Source organism: Lachnospira rogosae (ex Hitch et al. 2025) (assembly GCF_040096455.1).
Classification (GTDB): domain Bacteria; phylum Bacillota; class Clostridia; order Lachnospirales; family Lachnospiraceae; genus Lachnospira; species Lachnospira rogosae.
Genome location: NZ_JBBMER010000003.1, coordinates 68815 through 86858, shown reverse-complemented (window position 1 = coordinate 86858; position 18044 = coordinate 68815). Strand labels below are relative to the sequence as shown.

Genomic DNA, 18044 nt, shown 5'->3' with positions numbered 1-18044 from the left:
TTGCACTTTCAAGCTTTTAGTTGTATACTACTTATAATATATTAAATATAACTATACAGTTGTGAAATGTATAAATATTGCTTTATATAAACAATTATTACACGGTTAATATATCTGGGAATATGTTAAGAGCAGCTTTAGAACAGCTCTTAATAAGCATAGAATTGGAGAAGATTATTATGATAGATGTAGCACAGAACCTTATGTCACTTGGTGAATCCATAGCTGCAGCACATACGGCCAGCGTCAACGATAATATGACACGTTCGCACTATCACGATTATTATGAATTGTATTTTTTAGATAATGGTGAAAGATATCACTATATAGACGATAAATTGTATAAAACCGAGGCTGGTGATTGTATTATATTCCCACCTCAGACTATGCATCGTTCCTACAGTGAACAAGGATGCACATTTTCAAGGATTGTACTTTATTTCAGACCGGACATAATTTCATCAGATGCCCTGAGGCAGAAGCTTGCAGACTCATACTGTGTATACAAGTCTGATACTGAATCATTAAAAAAGTTAAGAAGGCTTATGTACTATTTTCTTGAAGCCCAGAACTCTGCCTCAGCATACAAGCAGGAACAGATGGAAGCACTTGTGAATCTTATAATTATTACAGTTCTTGGAATGAAAGAGAGCACCATTGGTATTGAAAGACATAATAGAACAACGCAGATTATTAACTATATCAACAACAACTATGAACACGACATATCACTTGATGTTCTTGCAGATATGTTTCATATAAGTACTTACTATCTTTGTCGTGAATTTAAGAAAAATACTAACCGTACTGTTGTTGACTATATAAAACGCACACGCATAATGAACGCAGAACGTTTATTCAAGGAAACTGATAAGAATGTCACCGAGGTTGCAACACTGACCGGATTTTCCAACCTCACACACTTCAACCGCGTTTTTAAAGAAATAGCCGGAGTAAATCCTTCGCAGTATAAGAAGTTACATGCAAAGAATTAATTACTCCTGATTAAAAAGCCTGTCATATGACTGTTCGAAATCATCTAGTAATTTATTTATTTTTTCCCGGTCATATAAACCTTGTACCTTCCAAAACATAAGTATGCTGTTGAATTCCTCTTCCCTTTTATCTATAAATCCAATACACAAATGTCCATTATACATTGCACTATCCGTTTCCTGGCAGGCAAAGCAGCCGGTATCTTCATTCAGTCTTGAACAATCTCCACAGGTAAGCTCCTTTTTTTCAGGAATATAATGGCAGCTATCTTCAACATTTACAACAAACCATTCGCCTTGCGGATATGAACATATTGCAGTTCCTGTTTCCTCTGTATTGGATACATTAGTTTTATATTTACAATTATTGCACTTCAATTCATCCACCCTTTGCTTCCTCCTCGTAAATAAATATTCCATCAAAAATCCTGTAAAACATTATAACACAAAATTTTTGTCTTATACAAAAAGCTGGAACTCAGATTCTATAAATGAACCAGAATTCCAGCAATTTATTATTTTACTCCATTTTAAATTTTATCTGTAAACTTATTTTTCTTACCAAATACTATTACTCCTGCTCCTCCTATTACAAACATAAGAAGCCATGCTAATGTACGTTTGTCATCTCCCGTACCAGGAGTCTGTTCTTTTACTGCTTCTGCCTTAGCTTCTTTATCCGTATCGGTCGCAGGTGTTATATCGGCTGGTGATGTTGTATCAGCCGGTGGTGTTATATCTTCCGGTGGTGTTACATCTGCCGGTGGCGTTACATCTGCCGGTGGTGTTACATCTGCCGGTGGTGTTGTATCTTTAAGCTTTGCAATAACAGTCTGTGATTTTTCAATTTCAACAAGCCCATCCTGCCTGATGTAATATCTGTCACAAGCATTACAATAACAGTATTCAATATTTCCTTCATCTGTCATAGTAGCTTCCTTTGCCGCTACTAAATGCAAGTCTTCATGTATACTCATATTGTAAGTGCCATATTCTTCACCACATATTGTACACAACGCTTTTTTCACACAAGTTGCATTTCCTCCTGTATGTCCACACTGATAATTACAAACTTTGCACACACCATTTTCCCAATCATGTGCTTCACTTACTGATACTTCCTTATCGCAGCAGTCATATTTTTTCTGATGTGTTTCTGCTGTCTGTTCCCATACTTCATTGCCGTTATGATTTGCAGGGTTTAATGTGCCGTATTCTGCATTACATTCTGTGCAGACGGCTCTCTTTTTACATGTTGCCTCTCCTCCCGCACAGTTTTCTGTTTCTACTTTTGTACATCCTGCAGTTATACATTTGTGGGTATGCGTACCATTACCATTTGACTTCCACTCATCATATGTATGTTCTGCCTCTGCTACTGTAACAACCTCACCACATTCACATATTACAGGCGTTGTACAATCGCCATCATCTGTACCGCTATGTTTTGTTTTTTTTGTTGTTACCGTACAGCCGTCATTCTCGCACACCTTCCAATGACTAGTATCGTCTTTTGTCCAGTTGGCACTAAACCTATGACTTGTCTGTGCCGGAAATGTTTGCTGGCAGACAGAGCAGGTCGATTCCTTCGTGCAGTCGCTGTTATTTATTGTGTGGTCTGCATTTACTGTAATAGACAGATAAATGCTATATCCTTCACTATCTGTCAATGCTATTGTCTGTGTGCCATCTGCCGCAGACACAGTATAAGCACCATCCGCATCAGGTGTAAGTATTTTATTTCCTGCCATTACCTGTGTATAATCAGAAGAATTTACTTTAAACTTTGCGTTCTTACAGTACACTCCATTATTTTTAATTCCGTATACTACTGTATCTGGATCTATCGCTTCATAATACTATGTAACTGTCTGTGTATCTGATGTATACACACCCCTTTTATTGCCTATTTGACTTAAAAAAGCATATCCTGATGGAATCTTAATATTATCAGGCACCGCATAATTCGTTCCATATGTACCCTGAAGTGTAATCGATTCACATAGCTTCTGCCCACTATCTTTTATAACATAATTAACAATTACTTTTCCTTTGTCTGAGGTTACAGCCACAGCCTCAAAGCTTTCCCTATCTACAAGAATCATTGTAGTATATGCAGGAACATTTACAACTGAGCCAGACACTTCACCAAGCGATGTAACTCCTGCACTTTCACCGTTAGCAATAACAACCCAGTCTGCGGCAGCTCTTGTCTGAACCGGAATTGTGATTTCTTTTGCCACATCTGAATCATTATTTAATACTGCCATAGTGTCCCATTCATCAGCTTTGGTACCTGTAAGCACATAAGCTTCCGAATCTGTTATTTCCTGACTATTCGCAAGCGGTGAAAATGCTTTTCGTATCTGCATAAGTCCTCTGTAATATGAGACTACATCTGCGTAATTTGCCGAATCCTTCCATTCAAGGCAACTGCTGCCTGTTTCTTTAACGCTGTTACACATTTCCTCTCCGCCATCCATAAACAATGTTCCCGGCGTGGCATATTTCATTGCTGCTTTCTGCTTATAGATTTTTACGGCTTTTTCATTTCTATCGCCATAAGTACCACCTGTTGTACCAATAATTTCATCATAAACTGAAGTCTTATTCTGCCTTTCTTCTTTGGTATAATTATCTCCCCAGATAACCAGATTTTCATCTTCCTCTGCCAATGATTTCTTTATATCATCCAGCCATTTATTTACTTGAGATGTACCTCTGTATTTCATATTTACACAGTCAATCAAATCCAGCGAAAATCCATCCACATGATATTCCTCTGCCCAATATTTCATGGAATTAACCATATAAATACGGTACATCTTGCGCTCTGTGGCAAACTCATTGCCATATCCAGTATTTGTTGTATACCTGCCTCCGGAATTATTTATTCTGTAAAAAAAGCCCGGAACTGACTTTTCAAGAGAATTTTCCTCTGAAGCATGCGTATAAGGCATCTCCATCACAACAGAAAATCCTGCACTATGGAGTGCCTGAATCATCTCTTTACATTCTTTTATTACAGTCTTGCAGTCCGACGGATTGGAAGCATAACTTGTCTCAGGTGCATTATAATTTAAAATCTCATATTCACTGTCAGCCTCATAATCCGCAAACGGTGCAAGCTGTACTGTCGTAACACCGAGCTCCTTCAAATAATCGATACCTGATACAAGCTCTCCCGCACTATTTACTTTTGCACCCTTTTGCGTAAATGCACTATACTTTCCACCAGCCGTCATACCCGATTCAGAATCTGATGAAAAATCCTTGACACTTATCCTGTAAACAGTATTGGCTTTTGTTGAATCAACATATACGTGCCTGTCGTTATCCCAACCTTCAGGTGATATTGTAGAAGTGTCTGTAATATATGAATACTTTCCATCTTCACTGACAGCAACCGAATATGGATCCTGAATATTATATGTTTGTGTTTGATTGCTGTCATTATTATAAGCAGCTGTTGTGGTAATCGCATAATCATAATATAAGTCACCCCAATCACCTAAAAGCGTTATAGTCCATATACCATTCCATTCTTTACTGCTAGACACCTTCTCTAATGTATAAGATCCTATCTTACAGGCATTACTAGCATTACCCGCACCTGCTTCATAAATATTAACTTTTACACCTGTTGCCGCAGGGGCCCATATATTAAATTCTGTTGCATCCTTTGTATATGTCACTCCAAGCTGACTACCCTTACGCGTATCCCCCCAGTTATCAACATATGTTCCATCATAGGCATATTCTTCATCCATAACTGCTGCCGCCTGGCTATATGAGCTCTCAACAATCGTAGGTATCATTTTGCTGTTATCTGCTGAAAAACCAGTCACAGCACTGCTTGAAAATACCATTCCGATAGATAATACTACCGCAGCAAGCTTTTTTAAGTTTGAATACCTCATAAACTCTTCCTCCTTTTATCGCACTTCTTGTATTTTTGACAACATTTTTACAATATTTTTAACATTATAAAACACTATAATAATTGATTCGTAAAACGATTCGTAAAACTATTATAAAAATACGTTGTATCTTACTTACATCATATTCTACAATAAAAGGCATTTAAAAAAATGCCATCTGCGTGAAATGACATTTTTTCGACACGAACGATATAGAATTCTCCCTTTATAAAAATTATCAAACAAAAGAAGACGTTCTGCGTCAGTAGGCAGAACATCTTAATAACGAACTTAATGATATCCGAAGAAATGATGATCCTTCCTTATCGGTTCTTTATGGTATATGACATAAAACGCAATCACACAGATAAAAACTGATAACAACGAACCGGCTGCTGTTGCAAGTCCCATCGGTAACAATGTTGTCTTAAATAGCCTTGATGTCAGATAAACTCCCGGAATACGAACCAGTACAATTGCCAGAATGTTATGTAAGAATGACAATCCGGATTTTCCACAAGCACAGAAATAACCGCTGAAGCTAAAATGAATACCTGCAAAAATGCAGTCAAAAATATAGCCTCGCAAATACTGACTGCCAAGCCTTATCACATCTGCTCCAGCTGATGTATTTCCATCAGTAAATAAAGCGACTATCAATCCGGCTGTAAATTGAATTGTAATAGTTGCCAATATTCCGAATACAACTGCAATCAACACAGCATACCTCAGTGTTGCAATTGCTCTTTCTGGTTTATTTGCTCCGATATTCTGTGCCCCAAGAGCTGAAACAGTTGATAACATAGAAGACGGAACCAGAAACAGAAAGCTTATAATTTTCTCTACAATGCCGACGGCCGCTGCATCGTTTAATCCTCTCTGGTTTGCAATAATCGTTATCACAATAAAAGCAACCTGAATCAGGCCATCCTGCACAGCAATTGGAATACCGATATATAATATTTTCCCCATTACCTCACGATAAGGTTTGAAATCTTTCTTACTTAGCACAACACTTTTTCTTTTTATAATAACAATCACTGATACCAACACACTGATTGCCTGTGAAATAGTCGTTCCAAGTGCAGCACCCGCAGGACCAAGTTTAAGTGCTCCCATAAAAACATAATCAAATACAATATTTGCAATACATGCCACGGCTATAAAATACATCGGACTTTTACTGTCTCCCATACCTCTGAAAATGGCGCTGATGATGTTATACGCCGTGATAAATGGAATACCAATAAAACAGATTGTCAGATATATGGCCGTACCATTTACAGCCTCCGCAGGGGTAGACATTACTGATACAATGGGGTGTACCAGCATAAGCAACAATGCCATTCCAACGATAGCAACTCCCATGAATAAAACTATGGTATTACCAACTGCCTTAGATGCCTGATTTTTATTATCAGCTCCAATTGCCTGTGCAATACTTACTATTGTTCCCATCGCAAGACCTACAATCATAACAGTAATCATATGCATGATCTGCGAACCGACAGATACCGCAGTTGTGCTTGCTACACCATCATATTACCCAATAATAAACAAATCTGCCATTCCATAAAGTGTCTGCAAAAAATAGGAAAGCAGATATGGAAGGGAAAACAAAATTACATTTTTGAATACACTTCCAGTTGTAAGATTTTTTTCCACAGCATTTTCCTCTTTCTTATCTGATATGAGCATATCATAAACTCTATATCGGTTGTAGAGTCAATAAACATTTGCAAATTTTATAATTTAATTCTGTATGCAAAGTAGATTGCGATAGCTGTACGCATTATTTCCACCACAATGCTGATGGTATCCCAACAATATTTTCCAAAGACTTACTGCTGTTAATGTTGAAACAATATGAACTGTTTCTGGATTAGTTCCAGTACACCTGCAAAAATTACAAAGTCAACACAAAAGGAGCGGACATTGCACAATACTTTACAATTTATCATTTACAATTTTTGATTTCTCTTGACGTCATATAAGTTCCTACTAATATTACCAATACTGATATAACTGCAATAATACTGGAAATAAAATCTCTGATACCATCTCCAGTCACACTAAAATGAAGAGACTATGTTGCTGATTTTCTGTATTTTTCTAGCATTACCTATTGTCCTCCTGTTTTTACAGATATATCACATCATATAATTATCACTTCTGGTTATTTACTGCATTCCATAATTATCTTCTCACACCTGGCATATCCAAGCTGTGAACTGTTCAGGCACAACGTATAATTACTGGCTTTCCCCCATTTCTGCTCCGTGTAAAAGTTATAATTTGTCATACGTCTTTTATCTGTGTCTGCCATCATTTTGACAGCTTCCTTCTCTTCAACATTATATAAGCCCATGATGCGCTGTGTTTTTTCCGGCATATCCCCATGAATAAACACATTTAACACATCATCCCTGTCTTTCAGAATGTAATCAGCATTTCTTCCAACGATTACACAAGACTCCTTTCCTGCCAACTCCAAAATAACTTTTCTCTGTGCTTCATATACCATATCTTCTATGGACTTTCCTGTAATGTCACGTCCGGCAAAGGCATATGCAAATAAACCTTTCTTTGGAGACAACTCTGCATTTTCCTTAATGTACTCTGGTGACAATCCTGACTGTTCTGCAATCTGTCCAATAATATCCTTGTCATAATATGTAATTCCAAGTTTCTTTGCCACTTCTTCACCGATAAAACGTCCACCACTTCCAAATTCCCTGCTGATTGTAATAATTCTTTTAGCCATTTTTTATTCCTCCTTAATTCAAAACATCTACTTTATTCTTTCTGATTCTCTTTAAAAATACATATCCTACCAGACATGAAATAACCTCAGTTATTGGAAATGCCCACCAGATCAGGAAAACTCCCATCTGACCATTTTTGACAAACACAGAAAGAATTTCAGCCAGTGGCAGGATAATGATAAGCTGTCTCAGAAGAGAGATAACCAATGATTCAATACCACCATCCAGTGCCTTAAAAATTCCCTGATAAGCAACATTTATTCCTGCAAACAGAAAGCTTATTGAGATTATCCTCATTGCTCCGATAAAATATTCCCTTGACTGTCCTGCATTAAATAAAGTTGCAAAAGCTCCAGGAAAAATTTCAGTAATTGCAATTCCTAGAATCATTAATACAACGGTATAGATCAGTCCATACCTGATTCCATCCTGAATTCTCTTTTTACTTCTCATTCCATAAGCAAATGCAATAATCGGAGTGATTGCATCTCTAAGCCCAAAGGCAAGGAATAATACAAACTGCTGTACTTTATAGAACAATCCATATGCTGTCTGTGCAAAAGGACTGAATTTCAAAATCAAATTCATCACATATACCATAATTGACATAAGTGCCTGTGCAATAATTGCAGGAAGTCCAATTGCATATATTTCCTTGATTATTCCACTATCCGGCTTCATATACTTTACATCATGTTCAAATTCCTTATTCATTTTCATATGAAATATAAACAATAATATTGCAGACACAACCTGTCCAATAACAGTTGCATATGCAGCTCCCTTCACTCCCATTTCAGGAACAGGTCCAATACCATAAATCATAATCGGATCAAGAACAATATTCACCACTGCACCCACAACCTTGCCGATTGTAGAATATAGTGAACGTCCTGTTGCCTGTAAGAGTTTTTCAAATAATGAAAAGAAAATAATTCCAAATGAAATTACGCAACATATTCTTAAGTAGTCTGTTCCCATTGATATAACTTCAGGGTCAATTGTCTGTGATGAAATATATGCCCTTACTCCAAAAAATCCAAACAACAGGCACACAGCATAAATAATCACTCCAAGAAACAAACTATTTCCCGCAACTTTTGCTGCTTTTTTACCATTTCCCTGTCCAAGTGTTCTTGCAAGAAGTGCATTTGTTCCAACACCTGTTCCGATTCCAACTGCTACCATAAGCATCTGAACCGGAAATACCAGTGTAAATGCATTAAGTGCCGCCTCACTTCCTGATCTCATGTTTCCAACAAAGGCACTGTCTACAATGTTGTAAACCGCCTGCAATGCCATAGATAAGATCATCGGTATTCCCATCTGAACCATGAGCTTATTTACCGACATCTCCTTCATCTTGTTACTTTCTGCCATCTTAATCCTCCTTGTTTTGCGAAGCAAAATCCGAACCCCTTAGTGAGGAGAGGATTTAGCCTCCTTGTTTTGCATAAAAAAAGTGTGTACTTACCTCATAAGCTGGACTTACGCTGATAAGCTACACACTTTAAAATGCATTATATATTTTCATAATGTGCGACAGCATGCGCACAAAAAAACGAGCAGCAAAACTGGATTTACGCTAGTCTGCCACTCGTTTAGAAATTATTATATTTTTCTTTTTAAAAAATGTCAAACAAAAATTTTCTTGCATTTTTTCTCTTTTATGCATTATAATAGACATGAAATAAAGAAACCAAGCCGGCTTTTAAAGCGTGAAATCACGAGGAACAGCTTATCCTCACCGATTTCACGCTTATTTTTTCTGCTTGTACAATCTCTTTATAACATTGTTGACAGTATGTTTGTAGCAAAATTATCCGAAACTGCTTTAACTGCGGCATCTTTAGTATATTCTATCCAATTTCTGATGATTGCTGTCGGAGTCGGAACTGCTGTAGGTTTAAATGCCTTACTCTCCCGTAAAATTGGACAACACAAAGCAGCGGAAGCCTGGCAGGATGTCGCGGACATTTACCGCGTAGGACTTCCAACCATTATCATGCAGGCAATCGGAAGCATTATGACTTTTGTTGTAAACAGTATGCTGTTAAGTAATCGCTTTATGCGGAACAATAATCTTCTGTACTTTACCAAAACAATTATTACAGCTATTCTCCGCAGGCCCGGAAATGCTGGTGCTTGGCATTCCGGCACTCAGGATTATTTCCATTTCCTTTGTATTTGCCGCTGTCACAATTTTATGCGGATACTTTGCTTCCGGACTAGGTAATGGTATAGTTAATATGATCAGTGCAGCTATCCGTCAGTTAGTTTTGCTAATTCCGTGCCTATGGTTTTTAATAAAAACTCTTGGTAGCACACACGGCTGGTATGCATTCTGGATTGCAGAGACAGTTGCCTGCATATACAGTTACTGCATATCACATAAATTGCTAAAAACCTTTAACTAATCAAAAATAATTTCCATAGGGAAGTATCCCTAACCCTCTTTAGATTTTTCTTCGGTTTTCCGTTGGAATACCTTGACCTTTACTATCGTCTTTGCATAATTTGCCTTGTGTAGTTACACCAAAATTGAATTATACATGAAACAGACTGTTGTAAAAACCGAACACTTTACAACAGTTTTTTTGGAACCATTAATCTGATGACCGCCAATCTTTCACAAGCCAAAACACATTTTAATTTGTTCTTATCTAATATGCCAGACAACGCATATGTATTATGGATTTTCGGGCATTAAAAAAGCTGGCATTTACCCCAGCTTTCTTTTATCTGATATATTCAAATGATAAACATTTAATGACAATTATTTGCCTGTGCGGTTTTTTCTGGTTCTGTGGCAGCAGTTATTCTGGTTGCTGCGCTGCTACAAACAACACCGAAAATAACTTTTTTCATTCTTTTTTATTTCTGTATACATTATAATTCACTAATTTTTAATTATCAACGTGTTATTTGCACATTATTTTACATTGTAAATATAAGCGTATATTATTAAGTATTTTTACACTAAAATATAAGTGGGTGATTTATATGAAATTTAAGATTAAAAAACAAGAATACGAAAACAGAACATTTAGATTGCCTGTTGAGCTTTTAGAACAGCTTAACAAATTGGCTTCTGATAAAAATATTTCTCTTAATCAATTAGTCGTTCAATGCTGTGAATATGCAATAGATAATCTGGATGATTCTGAACAGTAACAAAGCTGGCGGTTATGCCAGCTTTTGTTGTATAAAAAAAACCTGCTTTCCACAAGCAGATCCTTCTAAGATCGGAGAATAGATTTTTGTACTTCATATACATGAATTGCAATCACTTATAATATGATTGTTTGTAACCTAAAAGGTAAAAAACAGTTTACAAGTGCATCGGCTCTTCGTCTTCTTTGATGATTGTCACACACAAACCATATATATTATTCTAACTTTTCCTCCTGTACTGTAATAAAAGGAAATTTCTTTAATAGCAAGCAATTTTCCCACCTCCACTAAAACAGTCCCCTTCGGGTCTGTGACCACATAAGAGCTGTGCATCTGCATCAGGTTCGGTTTTACAAAAAACCGAGTCTTGCCTGAACCGGAACCGCCGATCACCAGAATATTTTTATTTCTGGCAAATTTAAGGTTCTTCGGCCTGCCGGACATCATCAGCCATTCCGTTTCTGTAAGAATGATATTATTCTCAAACACCGGATCTTTGTATGGCTGAATATCTTTTTCCGTTCCCCATCTGGCAGAACCATACTCAACACCCTGCCGGTAATTCTTGGCGTTCTTTGATCTGTAATACACGATTATCTTTATTACCACACCACCGGCAAATCCATAAAGCAGATCCATGTAATACACGCTGGGAAATGGATCTGCAAATGCACGATCAAAATAGTTTAAAGTTTCCATCAGCTTATCCCACCCGGTTGCTCCATCACTGACCCGGTAGAGCCATGCAATATTATCAGTAAAATAGCCGCATATCAGATAAGGAAAATTTGTGAGAAACAATTTTTTCTTATCCAGTGACTGCAGAATGTTGATCTTTTCCTGCACAAATGCCCGCACATCCGCAATCACTTTTCCGGGAATGCTGTCTTCCGGAATGGAAAAGCTGAACTGTTTTGATTTCTGTTCCGGCGATGCACGGCTTCGATGCCCTTTTTCACCTTTTTTCCGGCTGCTGAGAGCATCCGGCTTTAAATTCATCATAAGCTCTGCCCCCTGTCCTTCTGGTGTTCTTTGGCCCGCTCCCGGTTCTTGCCTTTTGCAACAACCTCTTTGAAATGGGTAAGTTTTTCCATAATGGAAGGCTTATCCTTCTGCTTCATCTGCTTTCCGACATACTCCTTGAACGCCTGGTTCAGTACATCCGTATCCCATCCTTTGAAGAACACAAGATATTTCGGAGAATTTTCCGATTTATCCTTTTTTATGGCATAATCAATCCCATACTTTTTCGCCACACGTTCAAAAGACTTGATGTTGCATCGTTGATTTCAATGTTAGAAACACCGGCATTCTGTCCGATCAGCTCTTTAACCGTCTGTTTTCCCTGCTTATAAGGATTTTTCCCTTTCTGGTGCTGTGCCGCAAGAAACTTCCGCAACGCAGCACGCAGCACGTTACCGATAAGCTTTGCTGTTCTGATGGATAAAGCAATCGTCCTCTGGGTAACCTCTTCTTCCATTTTGCAAGACCTCCTTTCTGCCTGCCGGTCTCTTTCACGGAGGTACCAGCAGGTGGTGTATATACTGCTTCATTCTGGTTCCTTTCCACCTCCCGACAATTTGTCGGAAAGTATATTTTGACATAAGAAAAAGCCATAGTATATTTACCATGACTTTTCAATACACTTTTTACTATATGTAATAATCAACAGCTTGTAAAATTACTTTATAAGGATCCACACTTTTTACTGAACTCTTTAGTAATTCAATTGATTTTTCTACAATTTCTTTGCTTTTTTCTTTGGCAATTGCTTCAATATATATTTCATTATATACTTTATGGCGCTTTCGCAGCACTTCTGCAATCACAGAAACAAGAATTCTATTAAAATATCTTTCCAAGCAACCATAATATCCACCTAATAGAAAATTCTTCTGTGCTTCTGTTGCTTCTTCTTCTAAAAAAACTAACCTTTTATTTAATAAACAATACAAATTACTACAGTTGTTTGTAATCCACTGGATACATTTCTCCCAATCCGATTCTGTTTGAGGAATTTTTTTATTTAATATTCCACATAATATCTTTTCCCGTTTCCTTTCTTTTCCTTTATCTATAACACTGTCCGGTTTCATATTGTGCTGTTCAGAATGCCGCAATACTTTTATATTTTCAATAAATTCCGTTGCCCGTTCAAATTGCTGTATATCACTATTAGGAGTAACTGGATATGGCTTTATGACTTGTTTTCCATCAGCTTGCACCACTTCCAAAAAATATGGCAATACATCCAATCCACAGTCATGCAACAAAACATATAATCGGCTAACCATATTCCAAAAAATGTTTTCGGCATAATCATTGATAATATATCTCTTTTCTCTGTATTGAGAGAAGATATATATACCATGATCTACAAATGTTAATTTGCTATTTAAATCCTTTACAGTATTTTCAGACAGTAGTGAAATAATATTTCTTTGCAATTTTTCATCATTTATTATCTTGTCATTCGAATAGATAGGAGCAACCATCATTTTTTCCCCCCTATCTGGCTATATAAATCATTTTCACCATAAACAACAACACCATATAAGTTAAAGCCGATTAGTGCCGGTTTAATCTTTTTTCCATCATAGATATTAATGATATCTTTAAAATTTGAATCTTTAAAATGAGCTTCCACGCCTTCATATTTTGAATTAGTGAAAGTTGCTGAGAATACCGATCTTCTATTAGAGCTTCGTTTTACTTCAATCTCCTCTTTAATAGGATTAGCACTTTCATCACATAAAATGGCATATGTTATATATGCAGAAAAATGATTTTTGTACTCGCGCGTTATTTCTATGATTTCTTTAAACGCCCTTATATTTCCAGTACGAAATTTATCCATCTCCATAATGAAGAATGGAAAAGGCTTTCTCTGTGCTTCCTCATTATTTACATAACATTCACACAAGTAGCTAAGTTTATGCCATTCCTTATCTTGCAAGGATACAAATTGTTTTTCTGTAAATGGTGGTTTACCAGTCAATTGAAGCCATAATAACCTAATGTAAAGATATAATGATCTTGGCTTATTTTTTACAATCTGAAAATTTTCTTCCAATACTTCAATTGCGTTTAGTATTCTCTTCTTCTCATTTTCGTTTGGAATATCTACAGGGGAATAATCACCTAATATTGTCATTGCTTTCCTATAAATCCCTACATCCGAGCCTTCTGCTAATAGTCTTTTATTTTCATCTTCTATTTCATCATATTTTTTTGCATACGATAAGACCGTAAGCATTTTATCATGAATATTTTCTCCAAAAGCTGAAAATTTCATATCATTTACATCATCGACAATTTGTAACATACGGCTCAAAATTCTTGCTTTATTTCGGTTATTATTCTCAATATCATAAACTCTCAAGCTAGCATCAAGAAAAACTCCAGCTGAAAACCTTGTAATATTTGTTTGCATAGCAGATTCTAGATACGTTTCAATTTCATTAAAAATTTTACGCTCTTCCGAAGTAATACATCCCTCAGCAGATATACTCTTTAGCAAATTGGCTGATAATTCAACTTTTAGTCTAACTAACTGTTGTGATTTAGACTTATTGCCATATTGATTAATAGCTTTTCTAAGCCTGGTTCTCGCATCTAACAATATCTTATTATCATCACTGCTCTTTGGATCGCCATCGAAAGCCTCCCTAACCATGTGACTGGCAACAAGTATTGCTTCATCATTTATTTCTCCATTTATCTCATTAATTACTTTGGCTATTTTATAAAAATATTTTTTATATTTTGTTGGTTCCGGTCCATTGGGACCAAATTTTCTTATTAAATTTACTACCTGCAGTGCCTCACTATCTACACCATCCATATCGTAAAAATTAGTATTTTGAATTATTGTCAGGAGGCTGTCAATCTCTATATCAAGTAGCTTTTCATAATCATCTGCCTGTTGCTCCAAAAACAACGAAGCCTCTAAAGCTCTGCGAAAATGAATCATCATTACACCATCTTCATGCAAATCCATTCGAATGACGCTGCTTCGTTCCACATTCTGAATAAAATTTTGCCAATTTCCAACTAAACTTTCATACGTTCTAAAAACAATCATTACAGGTAACTCTAGTCCATACTTTCCTGCTACCGCAATCATATTAAATATTTTAGAAACACTATCCTTATAATAATTTGTATTATCTGGCTTTGAAATGCCGAGCATCTCATACATTTTCAAAAATGTTTCCTGAGTATATGTTTCACCCGAATATTCGTTCAAATATTTAATAAAGCTTTTCTGAGCTAAACTTGATTCACTACCAACAGAACGTTTTTGAATATCACGTAGTTCTTCAAACAATCTATTAAATATTAGCAAAAACCAATTTCCTTTATCAGAAAAAGAATCAAATCGATATGAATTAGCCGATTCCCTTACCTCTTTAGAAACTTTACTAATTTTATTTACAATCATATCAAAATTGTCAGCATACTTTGCCGAAATACTCTGTAATGTTTTACGTAGAGAAATCATTTCCGTATCTTCATGCAGATAATCATCTAAAGTTACTATCTGAAATTTTCCCTTTGTTTCTTCAGATTTATCATTTACAATATACCTACTCCCTACGATTACAACATTACACTCTTCCAGATTTTTTCGCATATTTTCATAGACATCATCTTTACCATAGGTATTTTTATCCCAAATTATTACTGTCTTCCTAGCCCCCATTTTAGCATTAATATGATTTTTAATTAATCTCTCTAAATCATCATATTGTTCTTTTTCCTTCATGCTAGATGTAATATATATTACAGGATACTTTTTCATTTTCCGAATACGATATGCCAAAAATCCTAATGTAGCAGATTTTCCAGAAGAATTATTCCCCTCTAATAATACAACACGGCTCCTTGCTGGATCCGTATTCTTCAATTGCATCTCAACTTTTTCCAACAATTCATTATCTTTATCTCTAGTAAAATAGAAGCCCGAAGCATATCCGCCCCAAAGTGGCATATCATTTTCAGTTGATAAAAATCTCAAAAAATATTCTTCTCTGTCAATATAATCTGGATTATCCAAAATGGTATTATCCAATACACTTATAGAAGCATCCAATTGATTAATAATTTGGTAACTTAAATGCTGAACAGTATATTCAGCTTTATCAAATACCGAATCAATCGTAATATCTATACTGTCATCATCTTCCGCAAAATCGTTATTTGTTCCAAAATCAAGACTATTATATCCAGCCTGGCAAAGGGTGTTAAATAAACTATTTTCAAACAAAACAACTATATTTCTTGAAACAAGTTTTTTTATCTGCCTAAGATTTTTTATTTCATCTGACGCACTAAAAATGTACACACTATTCTCTGGAAATGAAATCAATGGATTTAAGTCATCAACGGTTAACCAATCACAAAATGGATTCCACCCATCGATTACTAATACGCCACTCATTTTTAAACGTGTTGTAATTTTATTCCAGAATTCATTCTTATTAGCCTGTACAGACATTTTATCCTCAAAAGTCATAGGAATATTAGTCTTATCACTTCCTGCTTTTCCAAATAAATATGTTATACATGGATTTTTACGTGAAAAATAGTCGTTTTTAATATCCACTCTATTTAACACAGGGCGAAAATCAGAAAATCCCGGTAACTGATTCATAAGCGATGTAACAATTCCACACCACCCCATTGATTTTAATAAAGAAAAACGATTGTCACCAATGTTCTTTTCCGCCTGTACAACACTATTTAATAACCCTTCTTTTTGATCTGGTTCTTCCTCACAATAATCAATAATTGAATCCATTACCTCTGAATATTGTCTTACTGTTTCATCTGGAAATATTATCTTTTTCTGCGGATCCGATAATATCTTTTTCAATGATGTAACATACTGACTTTCCTCATACTCTTGTCCCAAAAAAAATATTGAAGTTTCAGTATTAATCCTAATTATTAAATCATTTATATCTTTCATACGTTCCACTCCTAATAAATAATAATGAAGGTATATTCTATAATATAAAACAGTATATCATATCCAAAACAAAAAACAATATTCCTATATTCAGCTATTTCTCCACACTGCCATATTATATCAATCGATAATATGTTTTTACTTGCATAGATACAACGTGCTAAGATTCACGTACACTCCCCATGAATTCCGCTCCATCTGATCTAGCAACAGGCACTGAAATAAAACGTCCAAATTCTCCAACCGATAAATCCGATTACAAATCTCCGACATATCATCCAATGAACCTTTCTGCAATGCCAATTCTTTCCGATACATCAAACACTGCAGATACAATGCTGCCAGATGCTTTCTACTGAAAATCAGTGCCGTAGTCTCTTCTCCATTTACTCTGCATTTCCTCTTTTCCTTTTCTTCCTCTGTCAGACTCAGGACACACTTCACATTTTCCACATACACATCCCCGTCAAAAGATGGCTGTTTTTTCTTAATCCACAGCTTTGCCGCCATTTCCATCCGTTTTCTGTCAAACTCCGATTTTGCTGTCCGGAAGGTCGGCTTTTTTCCTGCAGCCTCCATGTAAACATTGCTTTTCAACAGCTTGCCAGCAATACCTCCATACTCTCCAACACGGAAAAAATAATCAAGAAGCAGGTTCATTTTGACCTGACTGTCAACCAGATGGTAACTGTCTTTCTCAAATTCCATTCCTTCAAAATGTACCGGTGCACTCCCATTGCTGATCTCTTTCTCAATCGTTCTTAAAACATCTCTCTGCATCTTATCCTCCAATTCTTTCTTCTCATTCTCCTGAAATCTACGTTCAAATAAAATCCCCTTTTCTTCATCTGCCATTTTACCGACAACCAACAATGGATAAAAAAACAATGCCATAACTACCTGCGCTGCCAGAAAATAAACTACAATCATCTCTGTTCCCCCTGTTCCAATATTCTTCCGATGTTTTCCCATTTAAAAAACGGACTGATTTTTTCAACACTGCAATCAAATCCGCTTCATTCTCAATCTCAATATCTATAAATTCTATTACACTAACCCCAAGCCCACCGACTATCTTCTTTAACTGGTCAAGCTTTGGTTTTCTTATACCCAGTTCATACTTCCGGATGGTGTTTTCGTGAATGCATGCTCTTTTCCCAAGCTGTTCCTGCGACAACCCTTTTTGTTAACGAAAATATCTGATTTTTTCTGCTAC

15 protein-coding genes and 4 pseudogenes are annotated in these 18044 nt (G+C 36.1%); 5 read left to right on the top strand and 14 right to left on the bottom strand.

Going from position 1 to position 18044, the window contains the following annotated elements; all coding sequences use genetic code 11:
* Positions 1-179: 179 nt before the first annotated feature.
* Positions 180-995, top strand: a complete 816-nt coding sequence (locus WMO14_RS04705; RefSeq protein ID WP_349153357.1) for a helix-turn-helix transcriptional regulator — start codon at positions 180-182, stop codon at positions 993-995.
* On the opposite strand, the gene WMO14_RS04700 is transcribed toward WMO14_RS04705, so the two are convergent.
* From WMO14_RS04700 to WMO14_RS12915, 6 genes and pseudogenes are all read right to left on the bottom strand, one after another.
* Positions 996-1382, bottom strand: a complete 387-nt coding sequence (locus WMO14_RS04700; RefSeq protein ID WP_022501199.1) for a hypothetical protein — start codon at positions 1380-1382, stop codon at positions 996-998. It lies immediately after the preceding gene.
* 143 nt (positions 1383-1525) lie between these two features.
* The gene (locus tag WMO14_RS04695) at positions 1526-2746 is read right to left on the bottom strand and encodes a hypothetical protein (RefSeq protein WP_349153356.1); all 1221 of its coding nucleotides are present in this window, start codon (positions 2744-2746) and stop codon (positions 1526-1528) included.
* A gap of 108 nt (positions 2747-2854) precedes the next feature.
* Positions 2855-4915 carry an alpha-amylase family glycosyl hydrolase gene (locus WMO14_RS04690; RefSeq protein ID WP_349153355.1) on the bottom strand — a complete coding sequence of 687 codons (2061 nt, stop codon included), beginning with the start codon at positions 4913-4915 and terminating at the stop codon, positions 2855-2857.
* A 291-nt stretch (positions 4916-5206) separates the two neighbouring features.
* Positions 5207-6439, bottom strand: a pseudogene (locus tag WMO14_RS04685) (MATE family efflux transporter); the annotation flags it as partial.
* 18 nt (positions 6440-6457) lie between these two features.
* Entirely contained in the window at positions 6458-6613 is a 156-nt protein-coding gene (locus tag WMO14_RS04680) for a hypothetical protein (RefSeq protein WP_349153354.1), read from the bottom strand.
* Positions 6614-6660: 47 nt separating this feature from the next.
* On the bottom strand, positions 6661-6717 hold the full coding sequence (locus WMO14_RS12915; RefSeq protein ID WP_369431804.1) for a hypothetical protein: 57 nt from the start codon (positions 6715-6717) through the stop codon (positions 6661-6663).
* A 27-nt stretch (positions 6718-6744) separates the two neighbouring features.
* On the opposite strand from WMO14_RS12915, the pseudogene WMO14_RS04675 reads away from it, so the two are divergent.
* Positions 6745-6858: pseudogene (locus WMO14_RS04675) on the top strand (helix-turn-helix domain-containing protein); the annotation flags it as partial.
* A gap of 233 nt (positions 6859-7091) precedes the next feature.
* Here WMO14_RS04675 and WMO14_RS04670 read toward each other — a convergent pair.
* Positions 7092-7679, bottom strand: coding sequence for a cytidylate kinase-like family protein (locus WMO14_RS04670; RefSeq protein WP_349153353.1), 588 nt, complete (start codon positions 7677-7679; stop codon positions 7092-7094).
* A gap of 13 nt (positions 7680-7692) precedes the next feature.
* Positions 7693-9060, bottom strand: coding sequence for an MATE family efflux transporter (locus tag WMO14_RS04665; protein WP_349153352.1), 1368 nt, complete (start codon positions 9058-9060; stop codon positions 7693-7695).
* Positions 9061-9349: 289 nt separating this feature from the next.
* Here WMO14_RS04665 and WMO14_RS04660 point away from each other — a divergent pair, with 289 nt between their 5' ends.
* From WMO14_RS04660 to WMO14_RS04655, 3 genes are all read left to right on the top strand, one after another.
* On the top strand, positions 9350-9916 hold the full coding sequence (locus WMO14_RS04660) for an MATE family efflux transporter (protein ID WP_349153351.1): 567 nt from the start codon (positions 9350-9352) through the stop codon (positions 9914-9916).
* Positions 9816-10097: an MATE family efflux transporter gene (locus tag WMO14_RS12910; protein ID WP_369431803.1), complete on the top strand. Its 282-nt coding sequence runs from the start codon at positions 9816-9818 to the stop codon at positions 10095-10097. The genes WMO14_RS04660 and WMO14_RS12910 overlap by 101 nt, the downstream gene beginning before the upstream one ends.
* Positions 10098-10683: 586 nt before the next feature.
* Entirely contained in the window at positions 10684-10854 is a 171-nt protein-coding gene (locus WMO14_RS04655; protein WP_349153350.1) for a hypothetical protein, read from the top strand.
* 267 nt (positions 10855-11121) lie between these two features.
* Here WMO14_RS04655 and WMO14_RS04650 read toward each other — a convergent pair.
* The 6 genes and pseudogenes from WMO14_RS04650 to WMO14_RS04625 form a co-directional block, all read right to left on the bottom strand.
* Positions 11122-11682: pseudogene (locus WMO14_RS04650) on the bottom strand (type IV secretory system conjugative DNA transfer family protein); the annotation flags it as partial.
* Positions 11683-11852: 170 nt separating this feature from the next.
* Positions 11853-12334 (bottom strand): annotated as a pseudogene (locus WMO14_RS04645) (PcfB family protein).
* A 172-nt stretch (positions 12335-12506) separates the two neighbouring features.
* On the bottom strand, positions 12507-13352 hold the full coding sequence (locus tag WMO14_RS04640; protein WP_349153349.1) for a hypothetical protein: 846 nt from the start codon (positions 13350-13352) through the stop codon (positions 12507-12509).
* Complete coding sequence (locus WMO14_RS04635; RefSeq protein WP_349153348.1) at positions 13349-16828, bottom strand: hypothetical protein; 3480 nt, start codon at positions 16826-16828, stop codon at positions 13349-13351. The genes WMO14_RS04640 and WMO14_RS04635 overlap by 4 nt, the downstream gene beginning before the upstream one ends.
* Positions 16829-16966: 138 nt before the next feature.
* Positions 16967-17758: a hypothetical protein gene (locus WMO14_RS04630; protein WP_349153347.1), complete on the bottom strand. Its 792-nt coding sequence runs from the start codon at positions 17756-17758 to the stop codon at positions 16967-16969.
* On the bottom strand, positions 17685-18005 hold the full coding sequence (locus WMO14_RS04625) for a helix-turn-helix domain-containing protein (protein WP_349153346.1): 321 nt from the start codon (positions 18003-18005) through the stop codon (positions 17685-17687). Before WMO14_RS04625 ends, WMO14_RS04630 begins: the two co-directional genes overlap by 74 nt.
* Positions 18006-18044 lie beyond the last annotated feature (39 nt).